This window comes from Aeromonas sp. R5-3, assembly GCF_040908225.1.
In the GTDB taxonomy this organism is placed as follows: domain Bacteria; phylum Pseudomonadota; class Gammaproteobacteria; order Enterobacterales; family Aeromonadaceae; genus Aeromonas; species Aeromonas dhakensis.
Genome location: NZ_JBFODH010000019.1, coordinates 237,693 through 259,705, shown reverse-complemented (window position 1 = coordinate 259,705; position 22,013 = coordinate 237,693). Strand labels below are relative to the sequence as shown.

The 22,013-nt window shown below is 63.1% G+C and carries 18 protein-coding genes; 7 read left to right on the top strand and 11 right to left on the bottom strand.

The genetic code is table 11. The features are described from left to right. Positions 1 to 139 precede the first annotated feature (139 nt). Positions 140 to 601, top strand: a complete 462-nt coding sequence (locus AB5Y95_RS10835) for a hotdog fold thioesterase (RefSeq protein ID WP_054544666.1) — start codon at positions 140 to 142, stop codon at positions 599 to 601. Positions 602 to 781: 180 nt separating this feature from the next. After that, positions 782 to 2,677, top strand: a complete 1,896-nt coding sequence (locus AB5Y95_RS10830; protein WP_005302298.1) for a DEAD/DEAH box helicase — start codon at positions 782 to 784, stop codon at positions 2,675 to 2,677. A gap of 375 nt (positions 2,678 to 3,052) precedes the next feature. Here AB5Y95_RS10830 and AB5Y95_RS10825 read toward each other — a convergent pair whose 3' ends face one another. Then, positions 3,053 to 4,375, bottom strand: a complete 1,323-nt coding sequence (locus AB5Y95_RS10825) for a Na+/H+ antiporter family protein (protein ID WP_017784871.1) — start codon at positions 4,373 to 4,375, stop codon at positions 3,053 to 3,055. Between the two features lie 270 nt (positions 4,376 to 4,645). Further along, positions 4,646 to 5,305, bottom strand: a complete 660-nt coding sequence (gene rnt, locus AB5Y95_RS10820) for a ribonuclease T (RefSeq protein ID WP_010633628.1) — start codon at positions 5,303 to 5,305, stop codon at positions 4,646 to 4,648. A 148-nt stretch (positions 5,306 to 5,453) separates the two neighbouring features. Here rnt and AB5Y95_RS10815 point away from each other — a divergent pair, with 148 nt between their 5' ends. Both AB5Y95_RS10815 and AB5Y95_RS10810 read left to right on the top strand, forming a co-directional pair. Continuing rightward, positions 5,454 to 7,427: a methyl-accepting chemotaxis protein gene (locus tag AB5Y95_RS10815; protein ID WP_017778815.1), complete on the top strand. Its 1,974-nt coding sequence runs from the start codon at positions 5,454 to 5,456 to the stop codon at positions 7,425 to 7,427. 68 nt (positions 7,428 to 7,495) lie between these two features. Next, complete coding sequence (locus tag AB5Y95_RS10810) at positions 7,496 to 8,371, top strand: OmpA family protein (RefSeq protein WP_005302285.1); 876 nt, start codon at positions 7,496 to 7,498, stop codon at positions 8,369 to 8,371. Positions 8,372 to 8,437: 66 nt separating this feature from the next. On the opposite strand, the gene gloA is transcribed toward AB5Y95_RS10810, so the two are convergent. The 8 genes from gloA to rsxA all read right to left on the bottom strand — a co-directional run bounded on the left by gloA (position 8,438) and on the right by rsxA (position 16,178). After that, a complete protein-coding gene (gene gloA, locus AB5Y95_RS10805) occupies positions 8,438 to 8,851 on the bottom strand; it encodes a lactoylglutathione lyase (RefSeq protein ID WP_005302282.1) in 414 nt (137 codons plus the stop codon). Positions 8,852 to 8,947: 96 nt separating this feature from the next. Beyond that, positions 8,948 to 9,589: an endonuclease III gene (gene nth / locus AB5Y95_RS10800; RefSeq protein WP_368160977.1), complete on the bottom strand. Its 642-nt coding sequence runs from the start codon at positions 9,587 to 9,589 to the stop codon at positions 8,948 to 8,950. A gap of 14 nt (positions 9,590 to 9,603) precedes the next feature. After that, positions 9,604 to 10,362, bottom strand: a complete 759-nt coding sequence (locus AB5Y95_RS10795) for an electron transport complex subunit E (RefSeq protein ID WP_017764207.1) — start codon at positions 10,360 to 10,362, stop codon at positions 9,604 to 9,606. A gap of 16 nt (positions 10,363 to 10,378) precedes the next feature. Continuing rightward, entirely contained in the window at positions 10,379 to 11,011 is a 633-nt protein-coding gene (gene rsxG / locus AB5Y95_RS10790) for an electron transport complex subunit RsxG (protein WP_024941107.1), read from the bottom strand. Positions 11,012 to 11,123: 112 nt separating this feature from the next. After that, positions 11,124 to 12,176 carry an electron transport complex subunit RsxD gene (gene rsxD / locus AB5Y95_RS10785; RefSeq protein WP_005302270.1) on the bottom strand — a complete coding sequence of 351 codons (1,053 nt, stop codon included), beginning with the start codon at positions 12,174 to 12,176 and terminating at the stop codon, positions 11,124 to 11,126. A 3-nt stretch (positions 12,177 to 12,179) separates the two neighbouring features. Continuing rightward, positions 12,180 to 15,026, bottom strand: coding sequence for an electron transport complex subunit RsxC (gene rsxC / locus AB5Y95_RS10780; protein ID WP_368160975.1), 2,847 nt, complete (start codon positions 15,024 to 15,026; stop codon positions 12,180 to 12,182). A gap of 2 nt (positions 15,027 to 15,028) precedes the next feature. Next, the gene (gene rsxB / locus AB5Y95_RS10775; protein WP_005302265.1) at positions 15,029 to 15,592 is read right to left on the bottom strand and encodes an electron transport complex subunit RsxB; all 564 of its coding nucleotides are present in this window, start codon (positions 15,590 to 15,592) and stop codon (positions 15,029 to 15,031) included. 4 nt (positions 15,593 to 15,596) lie between these two features. Further along, positions 15,597 to 16,178: an electron transport complex subunit RsxA gene (rsxA, locus tag AB5Y95_RS10770; RefSeq protein ID WP_005302262.1), complete on the bottom strand. Its 582-nt coding sequence runs from the start codon at positions 16,176 to 16,178 to the stop codon at positions 15,597 to 15,599. A 112-nt stretch (positions 16,179 to 16,290) separates the two neighbouring features. Between rsxA and AB5Y95_RS10765 the strand changes: the two genes are divergently transcribed. Then, the gene (locus tag AB5Y95_RS10765) at positions 16,291 to 17,187 is read left to right on the top strand and encodes a DMT family transporter (protein ID WP_368160974.1); all 897 of its coding nucleotides are present in this window, start codon (positions 16,291 to 16,293) and stop codon (positions 17,185 to 17,187) included. 95 nt (positions 17,188 to 17,282) lie between these two features. Here AB5Y95_RS10765 and AB5Y95_RS10760 read toward each other — a convergent pair whose 3' ends face one another. Then, positions 17,283 to 18,581 (bottom strand): PAS domain-containing methyl-accepting chemotaxis protein, encoded by a 1,299-nt coding sequence (locus AB5Y95_RS10760; protein ID WP_019840423.1) that lies wholly within the window; start codon positions 18,579 to 18,581, stop codon positions 17,283 to 17,285. A 326-nt stretch (positions 18,582 to 18,907) separates the two neighbouring features. Here AB5Y95_RS10760 and fabV point away from each other — a divergent pair, with 326 nt between their 5' ends. Further along, entirely contained in the window at positions 18,908 to 20,101 is a 1,194-nt protein-coding gene (fabV, locus tag AB5Y95_RS10755) for an enoyl-ACP reductase FabV (protein WP_017764212.1), read from the top strand. Positions 20,102 to 20,264: 163 nt separating this feature from the next. After that, positions 20,265 to 21,740: a YfcC family protein gene (locus AB5Y95_RS10750; RefSeq protein WP_368160971.1), complete on the top strand. Its 1,476-nt coding sequence runs from the start codon at positions 20,265 to 20,267 to the stop codon at positions 21,738 to 21,740. Positions 21,741 to 22,013: the final 273 nt, after the last annotated feature.

The following is a 22,013-nucleotide window of genomic DNA, read 5'->3' as shown; positions in this document are numbered from 1 at the left end:
CAGGGTCTGGCCAGCCGGCCAGCCCTGAAGATGCCCCTCAAGCGGGGCATCTTTTTTTCTGCGCCATTTTCGCCGACACTGCTGGTTTGCCGCTACGGCGCAGCGATAACCCATTGATCACAGAAGGAGTCAGCTCGTCATGAGTCAAGAGAACGCCCCCATCTGGCGCAAGCCCATGAGCCTTGAGAGGCTCAACGCCAGCTCCCGCAATACCCTGATGGCCCACCTCGACATCGTCTACACCGCCTTTGGCCCTGACTGGCTGGAGGCCACCATGCCGGTGGATCACCGCACCCATCAGCCGCTCGGCATGCTGCACGGCGGCGCCTCCGTGGTGCTGGCGGAGACGCTGGGATCACTTGCGGCCAACATGGCGGTCGGACCTGACAGTTACTGCGTGGGGCTGGAGGTCAATGCCAACCACTTGAGGGCCAAGCGGGAAGGGGTGGTGACGGGGCGCTGCGCGCCGCTGCATCTGGGGGCGACCACTCAGGTGTGGCAGATAGAAATTCGCGATGAACGTGGTCGTTTATTGTGCACCAGCCGGTTGACCATGGCGGTGCTCAAGCACAAGCGAGACAAGGACTCTGGCGAAGCGTGATCCGCAATCACGCACCATGAGTGAAAAATAAGCAAGCCATAGTCGTCAGATCCCTCTATAATTGCCAACGTCTTGAGAGGCCTATCACATTTTTCAAGACAGCAGAACAAAGTGGCGCTATAATCGCCGCCTTTTTGCTATTCCGCGGTGTTAGCCGCCTGCCTTAATCTGGAAGAATCTATGTCTGATACCGAACAACTGCCCCTTTTTAGTGAGCTTGGACTGGCCGCGCCTGTACTGAAAGCGCTGCAGGACGTGGGCTATGAGCGCCCGTCCCCCATCCAGGCCGCAGCAATTCCCCACCTGATGGCGGGCCACGATCTGCTGGGGCAGGCGCAAACCGGTACAGGGAAGACCGCTGCTTTTGCCTTGCCTCTGTTGTCTCGTCTGGAAGCTGGTAACCGCAACACCCAGATCCTGGTGCTGGCGCCTACCCGTGAACTGGCCCTGCAGGTGGCTGAAGCGTGCCAACGCTATGCCCACCACATGCCTGATTTCCACGTGCTGCCCATCTACGGCGGCGCCTCCTACGAAACCCAGACCCGCGCCCTGCGTCGCGGTGCTCAGGTTGTCGTGGGTACCCCGGGCCGTGTGATGGACCTGATCCGTCGCAAGAACCTGGACCTCTCCGGTCTGAAAGCCCTGGTGCTGGACGAAGCGGACGAAATGCTGCGCATGGGCTTCATCGATGACGTGGACTGGATCATGGATCAGTGCCCGGCCGGTCGTCAGGTTGCCCTGTTCTCTGCCACCATGCCGGAGCAGATCCGTCGCGTGGCCCAGAAGCACCTGAAGCAGCCCAAAGAGATCAAGATCGCCTCCAAGACTGCGACCGCCACCACCATTCGCCAGCGTTACTGGCAGGTGACCGGTCTGCACAAGCTGGACGCCATGACCCGTCTGCTGGAAGTGGAACCCTACGAAGCGCTGCTGGTGTTCGTGCGTACCAAGAACGCCGCCGAAGAGCTGGCCGGCAAGCTGGCTGCTCGTGGTCACGCCTGTGAAGCGCTGCACGGCGACATCCCGCAGAAGCTGCGTGAGCGTACCGTCGACAAGCTGCGTCAGGGCCAGTTGGACATCCTGATCGCCACCGACGTGGTTGCTCGTGGTCTGGACGTTGAGCGTATCACCCACGTAGTGAACTACGACATTCCGTACGACACCGAATCCTACGTTCACCGTATCGGCCGTACCGGCCGTGCCGGTCGCAAGGGCGAGGCCATCCTGTTCGTGGCACCGCGCGAGCGCCGCATGCTGCGCGCCATCGAGCACGCTACCCGTCAGGCCATCGAGCCGATGAAGATGCCGAGCACCGAGGACATCAACCAGCACCGTCTGGCCAAGTTCAAGGAGCGCATCCGCGAAACCATGATGGGTGAAGAGCTCGAGATCTACGTGAACCTGGTGAACGAGCTGATCGAAGAAGATTCTGCCGATCCGCTGGAGCTGGCTGCCGCCCTGGCCAAGCTGGTACAGGGTGATCAACCGCTGCTGCTGGATGACTCCATCCCGGATCCGCTGTTCAGCAACAACAACGATCGCGGTGGTTTCGAGCGTCGTGAGTTCAACGACCGCGGTGGTCGTGACTTCGGTGACCGTGGCGATCGCCCGGCCCGTCGCATGCCGTCCCTGGAGCCGCGTCCGCTCAAAGACAACCCGGACGTGGAGATGGAGCGCTACCGCGTAGACGTGGGTGCCCATCACGGCGTCAAGCCGGGTCAGATCGTGGGCGCCATCGCCAACGAAGCGAACATCGAGAGCCGTTTCATCGGCAACATCGACATCGCTGACGACTTCTCCACCGTCGATCTGCCCAAGGGCATCAGCCCTGACGTGCTGGAAGTGATCAAGAAGGCCCGTGTCTGCCAGCGTCCGCTGCAGATCAGCCGCTACACCGAGGTGCCGGCCGGTGGCAACACCAGCAGCCGTCCGCCGCGCGGTGATCGTCCGTTCCGTGGCGACCGTCCTTTCAACAAGGATCGCCGTCCGCAGGGTGACCGTCCCTTCAACAAGGATCGCCGTGAAGGCGGTTTCGACAAGGGTCGCAAGTTCGGTGGCAAGCGCCGCGACAGCTAAGCTCTGATTGTTATCTAAAAAGGCCGCTCATCGAGCGGCCTTTTTATTGCCTGAGGTTTACCCACGCTGTGCTGGTGGGGCTCACCCATTGAGCGTCATTGACATCGCCGACAGGCTGCCCGGCATCGGCATCGGCATCGGCTGCAAGGTGCAGGATGGTAACTAAGGTAGCCAGCCCAGGAGCCGCCTTGTGCCGTTGCGAGCAGAACCTGCGCGAAGGGGAGAGCGAAGCAGAACAAGAGAGGGCCGATAGAGCAGCCAGGAAGGAGCAGTGCCTCGCCTGTCCGCTCGTATATTCCGGCGTACACAGGCACGAGGCAGCAAAAAGGCGACCCGTAGGCCGCCTTTTTGTTGTCTTGTCTCTTGCTGCCCGGCTTAGAGCACCATGGCGGCAATCCAGCCGAAGAGGATGAGCGGGATGTTGTAGTGAATGAAGGTCGGCACCACGCTGTCCCAGATATGGTCGTGCTGGCCGTCGGCGTTGAGGCCCGAGGTGGGACCCAGGGTCGAATCCGAGGCGGGCGAACCCGCGTCCCCCAGCGCGCCGGCTGCCCCTACCAGAGCTATGGTGGCCATGGGCGAGAAGCCGAGCTGGATGCACAGCGGCACATAGATGGTGGCGATGATGGGCACGGTGGAGAAGGAGGAGCCGATCCCCATGGTGATGAGCAGGCCCACCAGCAGCATCAGGAGGGCGGCCAGCCCCTTGTGGCCGGTCATCATGCCGGCTACGGACTGCACCAGGCTGTCGACCCCGTGGGTCTCCTTCATCACGGCGGCAAAGCCGGCGGCGGAGATCATGATGAAGCCGATGAGGGACATCATGCGCACGCCCTGAGTGAAGGCATCCTGACTCTCGCGAAACTTGATGACGCCGCCACAGGTGAAGATGACGAAACCCGCCAGGGCCCCCAGCACTATGCTGTTGGTCATCAGCTGTAGCCCCAGTGCCACGGCGATGGCCAGCAGGGCCACCCAGATGTGATTGAGGTTGAGCTCGACCGTCTCCGGCTCGGCGGCCAGGATCTTCTCCAGATCGTACTGGCGCGGCTTGCGGTAGCTGAAGAAGACGGCGATGAGCAGGCCGCAGAACATGCCAAGCACCGGGATGGCCATCGCCATCGGCAGCTGGCCGAGCTCGACCGGCACGCCGTTGTCGATCAGGTTCTTGGCCAGGATGTTGTTGAGGAAGATGCCGCCAAAGCCCACCGGCAGCAGCATGTAGGTCGCGGTCAGGCCGAAGGTGATGACGCAGGCCACCTGACGACGGTCGATCTGCATCTGGGCCATGACGTGCAGCAGCGGCGGGATCAGGATGGGAATGAAGGCGATATGGACCGGGATCAGGTTCTGGGAAGAGACGGAGACCGCGAGCACGGAGGCGAGCAGCAGGCTCTTGACCCAGAGAATGCGGGTGCTGCTGGCATCCTTGCCGAGCTGGCTGATCACCTTGCGGGCCAGCAGATCGGTGATGCCAGAGCGGGAGATGGCGACGGCGAAGGCACCCAGCATGGCGTAGGAGAGGGCGATCTCGGCGCCGCCACCCAGGCCACCGGTAAAGGTGGAGAGCGTCTGCTCAAGGGTGAGCCCCCCGATCAGGCCGCCCGCGATGGCGCCGATGGCGAGGGAGACCACCACATTGATCCGCAGCAGGCTGAGCACCAGCATCAGCGCCACTGCGATAACAACAGGATTCATTTGATTTCCTTATAGTTTGTGTTGCTGTCTGTCGTGTGAAAGGCAGTTAGTTTGCGAAAAATGTGACAAATGTCGAGTAAAAAATCAGGCTGATGGCCTATCTGCAGCATTCACGGCGCTCTGCTGCCGACAACGGGGTCGGAGGCGTGAAAAAAGGCGCTGGATGGCACTTTATTATCTATTCTGGTCAAACCAGATCAGGAATAAACCAGCAGAGGCAAACCGTGCAAAGAAAAGCGGCTGCCGTGGCAGCCTGCTTGAGATCGGGATTTATTCGCCCCCATCGTCACTCTCGTTGTCCGGGTGAGCGGGTGGCCAGCCACCCAGGCTCTTCCAGCGGTTGACGATATGGCAGAACAGCTCTGTGGTGCGTTCGGTGTCATAGAGGGCGGAGTGTGCCTCTTTGTTGTCGAACGGGATGCGGGCGCTTTGGCACGCCTTGGCCAGCACCGTCTGACCCAGGGCCAGGCCGGAGAGTGCCGCGGTATCGAACGTGGCAAACGGATGGAACGGATTGCGCTTCAGGCCGGCCCGCTCGGCGGCGGCCATCACGAAGCCGTGATCGAAGGTGGCGTTGTGGGCCACTATGATGGCGCGGCCGCAATCCTGCTCCTTCATCCCCTTGCGAATGCCCTTGAAGATCTCGGTCAGCGCCTCTTTCTCGCTGACGGCGCCACGCAGGGGATTGAAGGGGTCGATGCCGGTGAAGTCGAGCGCCGCCTTTTCCAGGTTGGCGCCCTCGAACGGTTCGACATGAAAATGGAAGATCTGATCGGGCACGAGCCAGCCCTGCTCGTCCATCTTGAGGGTATGGGCAGCGATCTCCAGCAAAGCGTCGGTTCTGGCATTGAACCCGGCGGTTTCAACATCGATGACGACGGGGTAAAAGCCACGAAAACGGCCCTTGAGGGTGTGAACTGCGTCGGTCATGGTATCTCGGTCGGCGTGAAATGAGGCGGCATTATGGCAAAAAAGCGGGCCCTTGTCCCATCTCCGCCGCCCCGCAGGCGCTAGCCGATTCTATTATCGACACGCGAGCTTATAATTGACCACTCAATCAATGGAATGGAGAGCGAGGATGAAGAAGCTGGGATTGGCACACAAGATGTTGCTGGTTGTCTGCCTGCCACTGCTGGCCCTGCTGTTTTTCTCCGGCCGGTACGTGTATGAACGCTATCGGGTCGAACAGGAGATGAGCCAGGCCCAGGCCGCGCTGGATGTGGTTCGGGAAGCGGCGCAACTGGCCCACGAGCTGCAAAAAGAGCGCGGCATGTCGGCCGGTTTCCTCGGCTCTGGCGGCAACAAGTTCCGCGATGCCCTGCCGGCCCAGCGCAAGGTGGTGGATGGCCTGCTGCAGCGTTTTGCACAAGATCCGGCCCTGCTGGCGCTCAGCGAGGTACAGCAGGAGCTGGCCGGGCTGACGGCCATGCGCGAGCGGGTCAGTGCGTTGGGGGTGGAGGTGGCGGAGCAGGTCGGCGTCTACAGCCGGATCATCTCCCGCTTGCTGGCGGTGGTGGATCAGATCAGCATCCACAGCCGGGATGCCACCATAGCGCTGCAGACCAACGCCTATGCCGCCTTCTTGCAGAGCAAGGAGCGGATGGGGCTGGAGCGGGCGACCTTGAGCAACGTGTTCGGCCGAGACAGCTTCACGCCAGCGCTGCTGCAGCAGTTCATCTCGCTGCTGGCGGCCCAGAATACCTATCTTGAGCGCTTCCAGGCGGTAGCGAGCCCCTCCCAGCGCCAGCTGCTGGCCGACAGCCTGGCCTCGCCCGTGGTAGCCAAGGTGGCCGCCATGGAGAAACTGGCGCTCGACAAGGCGGCCAGCGGTGGCTTCGGGGTGGATGCTGAAGCCTGGTTTGCCTTGAGTACCGACAAGATAGGCCTGCTCAAACAGAGTGAGGATCGCCTCTATCAGCAGCTGTCCGAGCGGGTCGACCAGATGCGGGCCCAGAGTGCCAGCGACTTCTGGTGGGCTGCCATCGGGGTCTTGCTGTGCGTGGCACTGACCACCTTCGTCTGCTGGCGGGTGGTGCGGGATCTGCACCTGGGCTTCACGGCGCTGCATCAGACCTTCAAGCGGCTTGTGAAGGAGAACGACCTGACGGTGCGGGTCAACTGGCAATCCGGCGACGAGCTGGGGGCGCTGGCGCGGGACCTGAACCACTTCCTCGAACACCTGGAAGGCTTGTTGCTGGCGGTGCGCCGCTCCTGCGAGGTATTGACCCGCAGCGCCGCCGCCTCGGCCAACGTCATCTCCGAGGTGAACGCCGGGGTGGCCAGGGGCTTTGGTCAGGTGGATCTGGTGGCGACCGCCGCAACCGAGATGGCCTCGACGGTGGCAGAGATTGCGCGCAACGCGACCCAGACCTCGCTGGCGACCCAGCAGGCCATCGGCCGGGCCCGGCAGGGGGACAAGGAGGTGGATCAGACCATAGACGCCATCCAGCTGGTGGCGGGTACCCTGAGCGATACCCAGCAACTGGTGGACAGCCTGCATCAGGATACCGAGTCGGTGGGGGAGGCCCTCAACCTCATCAAGCAGATCTCGGATCGCACCAACCTGCTGGCCCTCAACGCGGCCATCGAGGCGGCCCGTGCCGGCGAATCCGGCCGCGGCTTTGCGGTGGTGGCGGAAGAGGTGCGGGCGCTGGCGTCGCGCACCCAGCAGGCCGCCGACGACATCGAGCGGATGCTGGCGCGTCTGCGCCAGGGGGCCAATCAGGCGGTGACGGCCATGCACCTGGGAACCGAGCAGGCGGGGCTGAGCGTGACCGAAGCCAAGCGGGCGGGTAGCGAGCTGACCGACATCGTCAACGAGGTGCGCAAGGTGAGCGACATGACGGCCCAGGTGGCCACCGCCACCGAGGAGCAGCGCTACGTTACCGACGATATCCAGCACAATGTGATGACCATCCGCGAGGTGTACGAGGCGCATCGCCAGCACTCGGAGACCCTGCAGCAGAACAGCGTTGAGCTGGATCAGCTGGCACGAGAGCTGGCAGGCCGCATCGCCAGCTTCAAGCTGATGGGCGGATCTTCACCCCATTGAGCGCTTTGACCTAAAGCTTGTCCTGCCCCTGCCGATACCTAACCAGAGATCGTGTGGAGGGCAGGCAGTTGAACGCTTGGGTGTTGGGGTTGGTCAGCATATCAGTGAGTATGCAGTTGCAGGCGGGGGTCACCGAATTTGGTGCCGGCCTGGATCAATCCGTCTGGCGGTTGACCTCTGATACCCAGGTGGAATGCCGGCTCGAGCATCCGATCCCCAGCTGGGGCACGGGGGCCTTCGTCAGCCGCGCCGGTCGCAAGATCAATCTGGACTTCGAACTCAAGGGGCTGCGCCAGCAGGCCCAGACCCAGACGGTGAGTCTGGGCATCATGCCGCCCATCTGGCGCCCTGGCCTGGCCGGTCGGGAGATAAGCCAGCTGCGTTTTTACCAGCAGTTTGATGGCCTGGTGGAGGGGCAGACCGCCTGGACCATGCTGGACGAGCTGGAGGGGGGGCGCATGCCGACCTTCCAGTATCGCGACTGGTATCGCCAGAACCGGCCGGTGCGGGTCTCCCTCTCCTCGGTCAACTTCCGGGTCAAGTACCAGGCCTTCATGGACTGCGTGAACGGCCTGCTGCCCTACAGTTTCAACGACATCGCCTTCAGCGTGCTCACCTACGACAAGAACAGCGATCAGCTGTCGCTGGCCTCCAAGCGGCGGCTGGCGATGATCGGCGAGTACGTGAAGGTGGACAAGAGCATCGACGTGGTGGTGATCGACGCCTACAGCGATAGCTATGGCGGCCGCTGGCCGAACCAGAAGCTCTCCGAGAAACGGGCCGATGCCATCAAGAAGGTGTTTGTCGATCTGGGCATCGATCCCGGCAAGATCTCGGTGGAAGGGCACGGCGAGAAGCAGCACGTCGCCTCCAACGAGACCGAGGGGGGCCGTGCCAAGAACCGGCGGGTTGTGATCAACATGGGCCGCAACGGCGCCATCTGAGCGATATCTTCGCCATAAAAAAGAGCGCCTCGGCGCTCTTTTTGGTTTTTCGGGGACAAGCCTGGATCAGAAGCTCTCGCCAAGGCCGCTGCCGGCATCTTTCTTGGCGATCAGTTCAATCTTGTAACCGTCCGGATCCTCGACGAAGGCGATGACGGTGGTACCGCCCTTGACCGGACCCGGTTCGCGGGTGATCTTGGCACCGGCGGCGCGCAGCGCCTCGCAGGTGCCGTAGATGTCGTCCGCTTCCAGCGCGATGTGGCCGTAGGCCGAGCCCAGCTCGTACTCGCTCACGCCCCAGTTGTAGGTGAGCTCGATGACGGCCTCATCCTTCTCGTCGCCGTAGCCGACGAAGGCCAGGGTGTACTTGTACTCGCTGTTCTCGCTCTTGCGCAGCAGTTTCATGCCCAGCACACGGGTGTAGAAGTCGATGGAACGTTGCAGATCGCCGACGCGCAACATGGTATGCAGAATTCTCATTGCTCAATTCTCCGGGTTGGTGATTGGTACTGCCTTGAATCCATGACCCTCGGCCTGGGTCCGCAGACGCCTGTGAGCCAGGCCTCGCCCTGCGGATCAGCTCTCGGGGTAGACTTTTTCTTTGTACTTACACAAATCTTCGATGATGCAGGAGCCACAGCGCGGCTTGCGGGCCAGACAGGTGTAGCGCCCGTGCAGGATCAGCCAGTGGTGCACATCCAGCTTGAACTCGGCCGGGACCACCTTGAGCAGCTTCTCCTCCACCTGATCGACGTTCTTGCCCACCGCAAAGCCGGTGCGGTTGGAGACCCGGAAGATATGGGTATCGACGGCGATGGTGGGCCAGCCGAAGGCGGTGTTGAGCACCACGTTGGCGGTCTTGCGGCCAACACCGGGCAGGGCCTCGAGGGCCTCGCGATTCTCCGGCACCTCGCCGCCGTGGCGCTCCAGCAGGATGGCGCAGGTCTTGATGACGTTCTCGGCCTTGGTGTTGAACAGGCCAATGGTCTTGATGTACTCCTTGAGCCCGTCCACCCCCAGATCCAGCATGGCCTGCGGGGTGTTGGCCACCGGGTAGAGCTTGTCGGTGGCCTTGTTGACGCTCACGTCGGTGGCCTGGGCCGACAGCAACACGGCGATCAGCAGCTCGAACGGCGTGGTGAAGTTGAGCTCTGTGGTGGGGTGGGGATTGTCGTCCCGCAGTCGCTCCAGGATCAGTCTGCGTTTCTGGTTGTTCATGGCTCCCTCTTGGCTCAGAGCTGGGTCGCGCGGGCGCCCGCGGCCGGCACGCTGCAATGGGCCTTTTCGGCGCTCTGCTTGCGGCCCATCCAGTCGTTGATGGCGTTCTTGCCGGCGATCATCAGGCCGAGGCCGATGAAGCCGCCAGGGGGCAGGATCGCCAGCAGCAGGCTGGCGTCGGCGTGGAACAGCTCGATGCGCAGGGACTTGGCCCACTCACCCAGCAGCAGGTCGGCACCGTCAAACAGGGTGCCCATGCCGATGATCTCGCGAAGGCCCCCCAGCACCAGCAGCACCAGGGTAAAGCCCAGCCCCATCATGAAGCCGTCGATGGCCGCCAGCAGCGGCGGGTTCTTGGAGGCATAGGCCTCGGCCCGGCCTATGATGACGCAGTTGGTGACGATGAGGGCGATGAAGATGCCGAGCGCCTGATAGAGGCCGTAGGTATAGGCGTTCATCAACAGCTGCACGCTGGTCACCAGGGCCGCGATGATCATCACGTAGACCGGGATGCGGATATCCTTGGGCACCCAGTTGCGCACCAGGGAGATGGCGAGGTTGGAGCTGACCAGTACCGCCATGGTGGCAAGGCCGAGCCCCAGCGCATTGGTGAAGGTGGAGGAGACCGCCAGGGTGGGGCAGAGCCCCAGCACCTGTACCAGGGAGGGGTTGTTCTTCCACAGCCCCTGCAGCATCAGCTCCTTGAGCTCTTCACGGCGGCCATTGCTCTCGCTGATCGGGCTCTGCCCGTCAATCACATCAACTTGTTCCATAGCTTGTGCTCCGGCGTTAGGGGGTGGCGTCACAGGCGGGGGCGTCCCGCAGCAGCTCGGGGTGCTCCTGTTGCAGCAACAGCAGGTTCTTCACCGCCTTGACCACGGCCCTGGGGGTGATGGTGGCGCCGGTGAAGGCGTCGAACTCGCCGCCATCCTTCTTCACGGCCCAGCTGGATTCGTTGTCGCGGTTGAGAAACTTGCCGACGAAGCTGTTGATCCAGCCAGATTTTTTCAACTCTATCTTGTCGCCAAGACCGGGCGTCTCGTTGTGGGTCAACACCCGCACCGCGCTGACGGTGCCCTTGGCGTCGGTGCCGACGATCAGGCGAATGGCCCCACTGTAGCCGTCGGGGGCCACGGTTTCCAGCGCATAGCCGGTGGTGGTGCCCTGCAGGGTCGCGGTGTAGAGGGGCATCGGCTGGTCGCTGCCCAGATAGCGTTTGCTCTGCACCAGCTTGCAGCTGGCCACCAGATCGTTGTCATAGCTCCCCTCCGGCAGCAGGGCGGAGAGGGTGCGCAGCTTCTCCAGCTGCTGTTGATGGGCGATCCGGCCCTGGGTCAATTCGTTGGTCAGTACCACCAGGGCGGTACAGGCCAGGGCGAACAGGGCCAGGGTGACGCCGTTCTTGCGCATGCTCTTTAACATTGCATCGTTCCTGAGAGTGAGGTGTGCGCGACGTTCATACGACGGGCGTCATGGGCGCCGGGACAGCTCAGGCTGTCTGTCCAGCAAGCCATGCAGGCGTTGGCTGTCGAGATCATTTGCGGCGGGCTCCATAGACTTTGGGGCGTGTCAGGCTGTCGATCAGCGGCACGCACAGGTTGGCCAGCAGCACGGCGAAGGCGAAGGCGTCCGGGTAGCCGCCAAAGCGGCGGATGAGGTAGACCAGCACCCCGATGAGCACGCCATAGACCAGGCGGCCGCGCGGTGTGGTGCTGGCACTCACCGGATCCGTGGCGATGAAGAAGGCCCCCAGCATGGTGGCGCCGCTGAACAGGTGGAACATGGGGGTGGCGGTGGCATCCGGCGTCACCAGATAACCCAGGGTGGCGGCCAGCAGCAGGGCGCCGAGGATGGCCCCCGGGATGCGCCAGTTGATCACCTTCTGTTGCAGCAGGAACAGACCGCCCAGCAGGTAGCCGAGGTTGACCCAACTCCAGCCGATGCCGCCCCAGCCCTCGAACACCTTGTGGGTCATCACCTCGCCGGCGGTGAGGCCCTGGGTCAGCCCGGTTTTCAGGGTATCCAGCGGTGTGGCCATGGTCAGTCCGTCCACTCCCTGCTTGAGCTGGGCCATGCTGTAGCCATCCAGGCTGAAGCCGGTGAAGATCACCGAGGCCGCATCACCAAAGCCGATGTCGTAGGCGGCGATGCTAGACGGCGGCAGCCAGCTGGTCATCTGCACCGGGAAGGAGACCAGCAGCAGCACGTAGGCCACCATGGCAGGGTTGAACAGGTTCTGGCCCAGTCCGCCGTAGAGGTGCTTGGCGATGATGATGGCAAACGCGGTGCCCAGCACCAGCATCCACCAGGGCAGCAGCGGCGGCAGGGAGAGACCGATCAGCACGGCGGTGAGCGCCGCGCTGCCATCCAGCAGGGCTGGCTTGACGGGGCGTTGGCGCAGGCGCAGCACCAGGGCTTCGGAGGCCAGCGCCGTGACCAGGGCCAGCAGGATCTGGATCAGGGTGCCCCAGCCAAAGAACCAGCTCTGCGCCAGAAAACCGGGCAGACAGGCCAGCATCACCAGCAACATCAGGGTTTGGGTCTGTCTGCGGTTATGGGCAAACGGCGCACTCGCGATATTGAACATGGATCAGTGGCTCTTGTCGGTCGATGGAGAAGGGGAGGCCTGGGCTGCCGCCTCGGCCGCCAGTTTCCGGGCCTTGGCACGGGCCACGGCGGCAGCGATGGCCGCCTTCTTGGGATCCGCCTCGGCAGCATCAGGCTGCGGGACGGCGGCAGGGGCTGCTGCAACAGCCTCTTCACCCTCGCTTATGGCGGTGTCACCTTGCGCCTGAGCCGCGGCCTTCTTGGCCTTGGCGCGGGCCACGGCGGCAGCGATGGCCGCCTTCTTGGGGTCTGCGTCGGCAGCATCAGGCTGCGGGACGGCGGCAGGGGCGGCTGCAACAGCCGCTTCACCCTCGCTCACGGCTGCGTCGCCTTGCGCCTGAGCCGCGGCCTTCTTGGCCTTGGCACGGGCGATAGCTGCGGCGATGGCTGCCTTCTTGTGATCCGCGTCGGCAGCGTCAGGTTGCGAGACGGCGGCAGGGGCCGCCGCAACGGCCTCTTCACCCTCGCTCACGGCGGTGTCGCCTTGCGCCTGAGCCGCGGCCTTCTTGGCCTTGGCCCGAGCGATGGCGGCGGCGATGGCTGCCTTCTTGGGATCCGCCTCGGCGGCATCAGGCAGCGAAACTACTGCTGGCGCAGCCGCAACGGCCTCTTCACCCTCGCTCACGGCGGTGTCGCCTTGCGCCTGAGCCGCGCCCTTCTTGGCCTTGGCACGGGCGATGGCGGCGGCAATGGCCGCCTTCTTGGGATCCACGTCGGCAGCGTCAGGCTGCGGGTCGGTAGCAGGGGCCGCCGCAAGAGCCTCTTCACCCTCGCTCACGGCGGTGTCGCCTTGCGCCTGAGCCGCGGCCTTCTTGGCCTTGGCGCGGGCGATGGCGGCGGCAATGGCCGCCTTCTTGGGATCGTCCCCCGCACCGGTCGGCTCGGTTGTTGCCGCACTGCTGCCAGCGCCTGGTTCGGTGGCATCTGCCTCGCTGCCAGCTTGCGCTTTCTTCGCCTTGGCGCGGGCAATGGCTGCCGCGATGGCGGCCTTCTTGGGATCGCTCTGGGCAGCAGCACTGGTTGACGCTGTGGCATCCGCCGGGGTGGCCTGTGCCGCCTCGGCGTCACCGCTCTGGGCTGCCTTCTTGGCCTTGGCCCGCGCCAGTGCGGCGGCGATGGCCGCTTTTTTCGGATCCGCCTCTGTGGTGGCAGTGGCATCGCCCGGCTCGGCTGCCGCAGTGTCGAGCGCCTTGGCGGCGCGGCGGGCTTCCGCCTCCCGCTTGCGGGCCTCACGGGCGGCGATCACCGCGCTGTTGTCGGGCACACCTTCGGCAGTGGCGGCAACGGCCGTGACGGGAGCCTCCTGCTTGGCCTTGAGACGGGCGAGGGCCGCAGCCACCGGATCCTCTCCGCCGGCCGCTGTCATGGCCTGGCGGCGCTGGGCAGCCGCCTCGGCATGGCGGGCTTCGCGGGCGGCTTTCTCCCGCTCGAAGCGGGCCTGCTTGGCCTCGAAGCGCTGCTTGGCGCGCTCGGCCTTCTCGGCCTCGGCGCGAGCTTCGCGGATGTCATCCTTGGCAATCTTGTAGTACTGCACCAGCGGGATCTCGCTCGGGCAGACCCAGGCGCAGGCGCCGCATTCGATGCAGTCGAACAGGTTGAGCCCTTCGGCCTTGTCGTACTCCTTGGCCCGGCTGTACCAGTAGAGCTCCTGCGGTAGCAGGTTGGCCGGACAAGCGTCGGCACAGGCGCTGCAGCGAATGCAGGCCTGCTCCGGACCGGGGGGCGGCAGCTCGGCCCGGGTGGGGGAGAGCAGACAGTTGGTGGCCTTGACCACGGGTACCATGGCGTGGGGCAGGGTGAAGCCCATCATGGGGCCCCCCATGATGACCCGCTGATCCGCCTCGGGCTGCAGCTCGAAGCGCTGCAGCAGCCAGCGTACCGGCGTGCCCAGCAGCACCCAGGCGTTGCCCGGCTTCTTGAAGGCGTCGCCGGTGAGGGTGACGATGCGGGAGATGAGCGGTTCGCCGTCGATGATGGCGCGCTTGATGGCAAACACGGTGGCCACGTTGAGCACCATGATGCCCATGTCTACCGCACGGCCGCCTTTGGGTACCTGACGACCGGTGAGCAGCTCTATGGTCTGCTTGGCGCCGCCCGAGGGGTACTTGGTGGGGACCGTCTTGACCAGTACGTCTTCGTCGGTGGCGTGACGGGTCAGCTCGCCGATGGCGGCCGGCTTGTTGTCTTCCACCCCGATCAGGGTCAGCTTGGGTTTGAGCAGGTGCTTGAGCACCCGGATGCCGTCCATGATCTCGTCGGCATACTCCTGCATCAGCCGGTCATCGGTGGTGATGTAGGGCTCGCATTCGAGGCCGTTGACGATGAGGATCTCGGTGAGCTGGCCGCGGCCATCGAGCTTGCTGTGAGTCGGGAACACGGCGCCGCCAAGGCCCGCGATACCGGCCTGCTGAATGCGCTCGAGCAGTTCACCCCGCTCCAGATTCCAGTAGTCGGCTTGGCCCTTGCGCTCGCCCCAGGCATCTTCGCCATCCGGGGTGAGGGTGATGCAGAGATCGTCGAGACCGGAGGGGTGGGCCACCGTATGGTGCCCGATGGCGGTGATGGTGCCGGAGGTAGAGGCGTGCACCGGCACGATCCGTCCCTTCTCATGACGGGTGAGTGGCTGACCCTTCTTGACCCGGTCGCCGACCCGCACCAGCAGATCGCCAGCCGGGCCCGCGTGCTGGCGTACCGGAATGATGAGCTGGGGCGGCAGGCCCGCGTCCACCACGGGGGTGAGGCTGGACTGCTCCTTGTTCTCGGGAGGATGAATGCCGCCGTGAAAATCCCACAGGGTGCCGGCTTTGATGCGTTCGAGTAAGGACTGCATGGTTACTCCACTATCTTGACCGGAATGGTGACGTTGTTGAGATCCCACTTCCAGTTGTCGACCGTGGTGGGTACCGGGATCATCTCGATGCAGTCGGTCGGGCAGGGATCGACGCAGAGATCGCAGCCGGTGCACTCGTCCTTGATCACGGTGTGCATCGCCTTGGTGGCACCGACGATGGCATCGACCGGGCAGGCCTGGATGCACTTGGTGCAGCCGATGCACTGATCTTCATGGATGAAGGCGACTTTCTTGACCGGTACGGCGGCTTCTGCGCCGCCCAGCGGCTGGGGTTCGACCCCCATCAGATCGGCAATCTTGCGCATGGTGGCATCGCCACCGGGTACACACTTGTTGATCTGATCGCCGTTGGCCAGTGCCTCGGCGTAGGGTTTGCAGCCAGGGTAGCCGCACTGGCCGCACTGGGTTTGCGGCAGCAGGGCGTCGAGCTGATCGACGATGGGATCGGCTTCCACATGAAACTTGACAGCGGCAAAGCCCAGAATGATGCCGAAAGCCAGGGCCAGCAGAGCCAACACCAGAACGGCAAAAAGAATGTGAATCATAGCGCTATATCTTGATGAGGCCGGTAAAGCCCATAAAGGCCAGCGACATCAGGCCGGCGGTGATCATGGCGATGGAGACGCCGCGAAACGGGGTGGGAACATCGGCGGCCACCAGGCGCTCACGCATGGCGGCAAACAGGATCAGTACCAGCGAGAAGCCGGTGGCGGCACCAAAGCCGTAGATGATGCTCTGGATGAAGTTGTGGTGCTCGTTGATGCTGAGCAGCGCCACCCCCAGCACGGCACAGTTGGTGGTGATGAGCGGCAGGAAGATGCCAAGCAGACGGTAGAGAGTGGGGCTGCTCTTGCGGATAACCATCTCGGTAAACTGAACCACGACGGCGATCACAAGAATGAAGGCGAGCGTGCGCAGGTAGGCGATGTTCAGCGGGATCAGGATATAGTGTTCCATCAGATAGGAACAGGCGCTGGCCAGGGTCATCACGAAGGTGGTCGCCAACCCCATGCCGATGGCGGTTTCCAGCTTGCCGGAGACGCCCATGAAGGGGCACAGGCCAAGAAACTTCACCAGCACGAAGTTGTTGATCAGCACGGTGCCGACCAGTAAAAGCAGGTACTCAGTCATTGCAGGTTGGTTATCCGGTTTGAAGGCGGCGGTATTATCTGATTTTAGGTGCCTTTTAACAACCGCAAGGCCGCATGGTTATTATTCAAATAGCCAATTTCATGGAGGAAACGTGCGCCCTTTACCCATTTTTACCCTGACTCTGGCGATGCTGCTCTGGTCCAGCTCCTTCATCGCGCTCAAGCACGTGCTGGCGGTCTGGGGCTTCGGTCAGGTGCTCTTCATGCGCATGAGCGTGGCGGCCCTTTGCTGGCTGTGCTGCTACCGCTATCTCGGCAATTTTCGCTACCAGCCAGGGGATTGGCGCTGGCTGGCCTTGATGGGGGCACTGGAGCCTTGTCTCTATTTTCTGCTGGAGGTCAACGCCCTGCGCTACACCAGCGCCGGCCAGGCGGGCATGGTCTGCGCCCTGCTGCCGCTGGTGGTGGCCCTGGTCGCCTTTTTGCTGATCGGGGAGCGGGTGAGTCGCCGCCAGCTGCTCGGCTTTGCCGTGGCCATCTTCGGCATCGCCCTGCTCGGTTTTGGCAGCGGAGCCGATGAGTCTGCCCCCAACGCCCTGCTTGGCAACAGCCTGGAGATGGCAGCCATGTTCTGCGCCGCCACCTACTCGGTGGTGTTCAAGAAGCTCTGTAGCCGCTACAGCGTGCTGACCCTGACCGCCCTGCAGGCTTTCGTCGGCACCCTCTTTTTCGCCCCCTTTGCCCTCAGCGAGCCCTGGCCTGCAGACTGGGCCTGGCAGGATATGGCGGTCATCGTCTTTCTCGGTGCCTGCGTGACGCTCGGGGCCTACCTGCTCTACAACTGGTCGGTGACCCAGGTGAAGGTGACGCTGGCGGCAGCCTACGTCAATCTCATCCCGGTGTTTACCCTGCTGCTGGCCTACCTGCTGTTGGGGGAGACCCTCAATGCCCTGCAATGGGTGGCCTGCGGCGCCGTGCTGCTGGGCATCGCGCTGGGGCAACTGCCGGCCAGGCGCAAGGGGGCGCAGGCCGTCACCGCCGAGGGGTAACGGGCGGAGCACCCCATCGAATGCAGGCGGGTAACACAGGAGACAAAGCAAACAGGCGACGCACCGGCGTCGCCTGTCTGTTGTGGGCGAAATGGCTAGATGGAGAGCCCTTTGACCGTCTCCGAGACGGAGTTGGCGTCCTCGATGATCTCCTGAATGACGCCGGCGATGATGTCGGCCTGGGCCTGACCTGCCATCGCCTTTTCCGATACCACCGAGACGGTCTGGGTGATCCTGGAGGTGATGTCGGAGTTAAGCCGGATGACGGAGACGATCTCGCCGGTGGAGGTGGAGGTTCTGGCCGCCAGTTGGCGCACTTCATCGGCCACCACCGCAAATCCGCGCCCCTGCTCGCCGGCGCGGGCCGCCTCGATGGCGGCGTTGAGCGCCAGCAGGTTGGTCTGATCCGCGATGCTGCTGATGGTCGAGATGATGGACTCTATGCTTCTCGACTGCTGGTTGAGGTTCTCTATCTGCCGGGTGACCTCGCTGACCGAACTGTTGATGTGGGCCGAGGTTTCCAGCACCTTGTCGATCACCTCCCGTCCTTTGGCGGCGCTCGAAACGGTCTCACCGGCGATGGCGCAGGCTTTCTGGGCCGCCTCGCGCACTGAGATGGATTTCTCCACTCGCTCGCTGATGTCGCTCGCCAGCTTGATGATCTTCACCACCTTGCGCTCGTGGTTGAAGATGGGGTTGTAGGTGGCCTCCAGCCAGATCTTCTCGCCGTGGCGGCCGCGGCGCATGAAGAGCCCGGACTGGATGGCGCCGGATCCGAGATCCCGCCAGAAGTTGGGATTCTGCTGATAAAACTCCTCGTCACAGAACATGCGGTGGGGCTGACCCACCACCTCGTCCAGCCGGTAGCCAAAACAGTGCAGGAAGTTCTGGTTGGCGGTGATGACGGTGCCATCGGGCTGGAAGTCGATGACGGCCAGGGACTTGTCCAGTGCTGTCAGCAGCGCCTGGGTACGCTCCAGGGTGGATTGTTGCTCGCTGACGTTGGAGGCGACCTTGGCCACCTTGCTCACCTTGCCATCGAGGAGGATCGGGAAGTAACTGGCTTCGAGCCAGACCGCCTTGCCCGATTTGGCCTGCCGAATGAAGCGGCCGCTGCGCGACTCTCCCCGCCGCAGCTCCTGCCATAGCTGCTCGTATTCCCGGGTGTTGACATCGTCGGGGAAGCAGAGAGAGCTGTGGTGCTTGCCGATCACCTCCTCCCGGCCGTAGCCCACGATGGCGAGAAAGCGATCGTTGACGAAGGTGATGACCCCCTCCGGGGTGAATTCGATATAGGGCAGCCGTGACTGGATGGCCTGCTCAAAGGCGCCGAGTGCTGCGATCTTTGCCGCTTGTTCACTCTTGTCGTGATTTCCCGTGCGATTCCAAAACATGGCGGAGCTCCTTGTTAAGACCCTTGTGAGGCTCTTCATGACAATAACCGACCGTCTGAATACTAGTACAGGTTCTTTGGCCATCGCCTTGGCCATTGGGGGGAACTGCTTGTTTTGTCGTTATTTATTGTTCCATGCGGGGGAGCGGCAACAGGGGGGAATGGGGCAAGTCCGCCTGAGGGCGTGACGGTAGGAGGGGCGGCGGCGGTTTTTGTCCCTCCATTTGCTCATTTTCCCTGCGATTCAACACATCAGAGCACCTTATCGCGGCAAGATGAGGTATCTTATGCCCCGATTTCATCCATCAAACGGATAAGAGACAACACATGATCATCAAACCCAAGGTTCGCGGCTTTATCTGCACCACCACTCACCCGGTCGGTTGCGAAGCCAATGTTCGTCGTCAGATTGCCTATACCCAGGCCAAGGGCACCATCGAGAATGGTCCCAAGAAGGTGCTGGTGATCGGTGCCTCCACAGGTTATGGCCTGGCGTCTCGCATTGCCGCCGCCTTCGGCTCCGGCGCCGCCACCCTCGGCGTCTTCTTTGAAAAAGCGGGCAGCGAAACCAAGACCGGTACCGCCGGCTGGTACAACTCCGCCGCCTTCGACAAGGCCGCCAAAGAGGCAGGTCTGTACGCGAAAAGCGTCAACGGCGATGCCTTTTCCAACGAATGCCGCGCCAAGGTGATCGAGCTCATCAAGCAGGATCTGGGTCAGATTGATCTGGTGGTCTACTCCCTGGCCTCGCCGGTGCGCAAGATGCCGGAAACCGGTGAAGTGGTGCGCTCCGCCCTCAAACCCATCGGCGAGGTCTACACCACCACTGCCATCGACACCAACAAGGATCAGATCATCACCGCCACCGTCGAGCCGGCGAACGAGGAAGAGATCCAGAACACCATCACCGTCATGGGCGGTCAGGATTGGGAGCTGTGGATGGCTGCCCTGCGCGATGCGGGCGTGCTGGCCGACGGCGCCAAGTCCGTGGCCTACTCCTACATCGGTACCGATCTGACCTGGCCCATCTACTGGCATGGCACCCTGGGCCGCGCCAAGGAAGATTTGGACCGCGCCGCCGCCGCCATCCGTGGCGATCTGGCTGCCAAGGGCGGCACCGCCCACGTGGCCGTGCTCAAATCCGTGGTGACCCAGGCATCAAGCGCCATTCCGGTGATGCCGCTCTACATCTCCATGGCCTTCAAGATCATGAAGGAGAAGGGCATTCACGAGGGCTGCATGGAGCAGGTGGATCGCATGATGCGCACCCGTCTGTACGGCGCCGATCTGGCGCTGGACGAGCAGGCCCGCATCCGCATGGATGACTGGGAGCTGCGCGAAGACGTGCAGCAGACCTGCCGCGACCTGTGGCCGTCCATCACCAGCGAGAACCTCTCGGATCTGACCGACTACACCGGCTACAAGCAGGAGTTCCTGCGCCTGTTCGGTTTCGGGCTGGACGAGGTGGATTACGACGCGGACGTGAATCCGGACGTGCAGTTCGACGTGGTCGAACTCTGAGTCTGACCCAAGTGAAAACAGGGCCCCGCGGGGCCCTGTTTTTTTGGCAAAAATCCCGCCAGGTTGCGAAATTTTATTATCCGCGATCACCTTTTTCCCATATCAAACCCGCTAGTCTGGCGGTGATCGGATCACATGACGGCATTGCCGAGGTACGGAAGCTATGACCACTCCACATGAGGCGCCCAAGAAGCGCCAACTCCCCACTGTCTATACCCTGCTTTTCATCATTATCGCCCTGATGGCGGCCCTCACCTGGGTGCTGCCGGCGGGCAAATACAACTACGTGACGGCCAAGAGCCAGCAGCCGGTGGCGGCGGCGGCCGTGGCAGATTACAGCGGCGACGAGCGGCTGTTGCCGGTGCCCGGCAGCTACACCGAGCTCCCCTCCCAACCGCAGGGGGTATTCGATGTGCTCAAGGCACCGATCCAGGGCTTTCACAAGGCGGCCGACGTGGCGCTGTTCGTGCTCATCATTGGCGGTTTTCTGGCGGTGACCATGCAGAGCGGGGCGCTGGATGCCGGGGTAGGGGCCATCGTGCGCGGCTTTGCCGGGCGCGAGCGGCTGCTGATCCCGGTGCTGATCGCCCTGTTTGCCCTTGGCGGTTCCACCTTCGGCATGGCGGAGGAGACGGTGGCCTTCTGGGCACTGATCGTGCCGGTGATGATGGCGGCGGGCTTCGATCGCATGGTGGCGGCGGGGATCATATTGCTCGGCTCCGGGGTCGGGGTGCTCGCCTCCACCGTCAACCCGTTTGCCACCGGCATCGCCTCCGGTTTTGCCGGCATTCCCATCGGGGAGGGGATTGGCCTGCGGGTCGTGCAATGGCTGCTGCTGGTGATCTTCGCCTCCTGGTTCGTGATGCGCTACGCCAAGCAGGTACAGCAGGACAAGTCCCGCTCCGTGCTGGCCGACATCGCCTATGACGACGAGTTCTCCCAGATGAAGAGCGGCAACCTCGCCTTCAGCGGCAAGCAGAAGCTCACCATGCTGGTCTTCTTCGGCACCTTCCTGCTGATGATCTATGCAGTGGTGCCCTGGTCCGATCTGGGCATCGACCTGCTGCCCACCCTGGGCTGGTGGTTCGACGAGCTCTCCACCCTCTTCTTCAGCGCCTCCATCCTGATCGCGTTGATCAACCGGATGCCGGAGTCCAACTATGTGGCAACCTTCCTGAACGGGGCGCGGGATCTCATCGGGGTGGCGCTGGTGGTGGCGGTGGCACGCGGCATCTACGTGGTGATGGAGCATGGGGTCATCATCGACACCATCTTGCACTGGGCCGAGGGGTTGGTGAGCGGGCTCTCCTCGTCGGTCTTCATCCTGATGGCCTATCTGGTACACATCATCCTGAGCTTCTTCATCCCCTCCACCTCTGGGCTGGCGACCGTCTCCATGCCGCTGATGGGGCCGCTGGCTGACTTCTCCGGCATTTCGCGGGATCTGGTGATCACCGCCTACCAGTCCGCCTCCGGCTGGATCAACCTGTTCGCCCCCACCGCCGCCCACCTGGTGGCGGGGCTGGCGCTCGCCAGGATCCCCTACGATCGCTTCGTGCGCTGGGTGTTGCCCTTCATCATAGGGGTGGCCCTCATCACCATGGCGGTGCTGGTGGCCGGGGCCCTGCTGCAGGGGTGATAAGCAGACCGCTGTCTCGATGAAACAGGGCCGCTCAACCGGGGTTGAGCGGCCCTGTTGTTTACTCATGTCGCGCAGAGCAGGGTGAAAGGCCGTCGCTGGCTCGCCACCTTGACGCGCGATGGATCAGGAAGGGGACGTCATGGCGTTCATTTTTATGCGTGCCTCTGGCAGCATGTCAATATGAGTCCTGACTGAGGCGCCAGACCGGCGAAGTGAGCACAGTGGCACAATGCAGTGCTGCCCCTTTCGCCGCCGCGACTGCAGTGCTAT

What these genes read in the sequence shown, in the direction of transcription:
- rsxG (WP_024941107.1), bottom strand. Translation starts at nt 11,011, where the DNA reads ATGTTAAAGAGCATGCGCAAGAACGGCGTCACCCTGGCCCTGTTCGCC.
- fabV (WP_017764212.1), top strand. Translation starts at nt 18,908, where the DNA reads ATGATCATCAAACCCAAGGTTCGCGGCTTTATCTGCACCACCACTCAC.
- rsxC (WP_368160975.1), bottom strand. Translation starts at nt 15,026, where the DNA reads ATGCAGTCCTTACTCGAACGCATCAAAGCCGGCACCCTGTGGGATTTT.
- rsxD (WP_005302270.1), bottom strand. Translation starts at nt 12,176, where the DNA reads ATGTTCAATATCGCGAGTGCGCCGTTTGCCCATAACCGCAGACAGACC.
- rnt (WP_010633628.1), bottom strand. Translation starts at nt 5,305, where the DNA reads ATGACCGACGCAGTTCACACCCTCAAGGGCCGTTTTCGTGGCTTTTAC.
- rsxA (WP_005302262.1), bottom strand. Translation starts at nt 16,178, where the DNA reads ATGACTGAGTACCTGCTTTTACTGGTCGGCACCGTGCTGATCAACAAC.
- AB5Y95_RS10760 (WP_019840423.1), bottom strand. Translation starts at nt 18,581, where the DNA reads ATGTTTTGGAATCGCACGGGAAATCACGACAAGAGTGAACAAGCGGCA.
- AB5Y95_RS10825 (WP_017784871.1), bottom strand. Translation starts at nt 4,375, where the DNA reads ATGAATCCTGTTGTTATCGCAGTGGCGCTGATGCTGGTGCTCAGCCTG.
- AB5Y95_RS10795 (WP_017764207.1), bottom strand. Translation starts at nt 10,362, where the DNA reads ATGGAACAAGTTGATGTGATTGACGGGCAGAGCCCGATCAGCGAGAGC.
- nth (WP_368160977.1), bottom strand. Translation starts at nt 9,589, where the DNA reads ATGAACAACCAGAAACGCAGACTGATCCTGGAGCGACTGCGGGACGAC.
- rsxB (WP_005302265.1), bottom strand. Translation starts at nt 15,592, where the DNA reads ATGATTCACATTCTTTTTGCCGTTCTGGTGTTGGCTCTGCTGGCCCTG.
- AB5Y95_RS10830 (WP_005302298.1), top strand. Translation starts at nt 782, where the DNA reads ATGTCTGATACCGAACAACTGCCCCTTTTTAGTGAGCTTGGACTGGCC.
- gloA (WP_005302282.1), bottom strand. Translation starts at nt 8,851, where the DNA reads ATGAGAATTCTGCATACCATGTTGCGCGTCGGCGATCTGCAACGTTCC.
- AB5Y95_RS10835 (WP_054544666.1), top strand. Translation starts at nt 140, where the DNA reads ATGAGTCAAGAGAACGCCCCCATCTGGCGCAAGCCCATGAGCCTTGAG.
- AB5Y95_RS10815 (WP_017778815.1), top strand. Translation starts at nt 5,454, where the DNA reads ATGAAGAAGCTGGGATTGGCACACAAGATGTTGCTGGTTGTCTGCCTG.
- AB5Y95_RS10750 (WP_368160971.1), top strand. Translation starts at nt 20,265, where the DNA reads ATGACCACTCCACATGAGGCGCCCAAGAAGCGCCAACTCCCCACTGTC.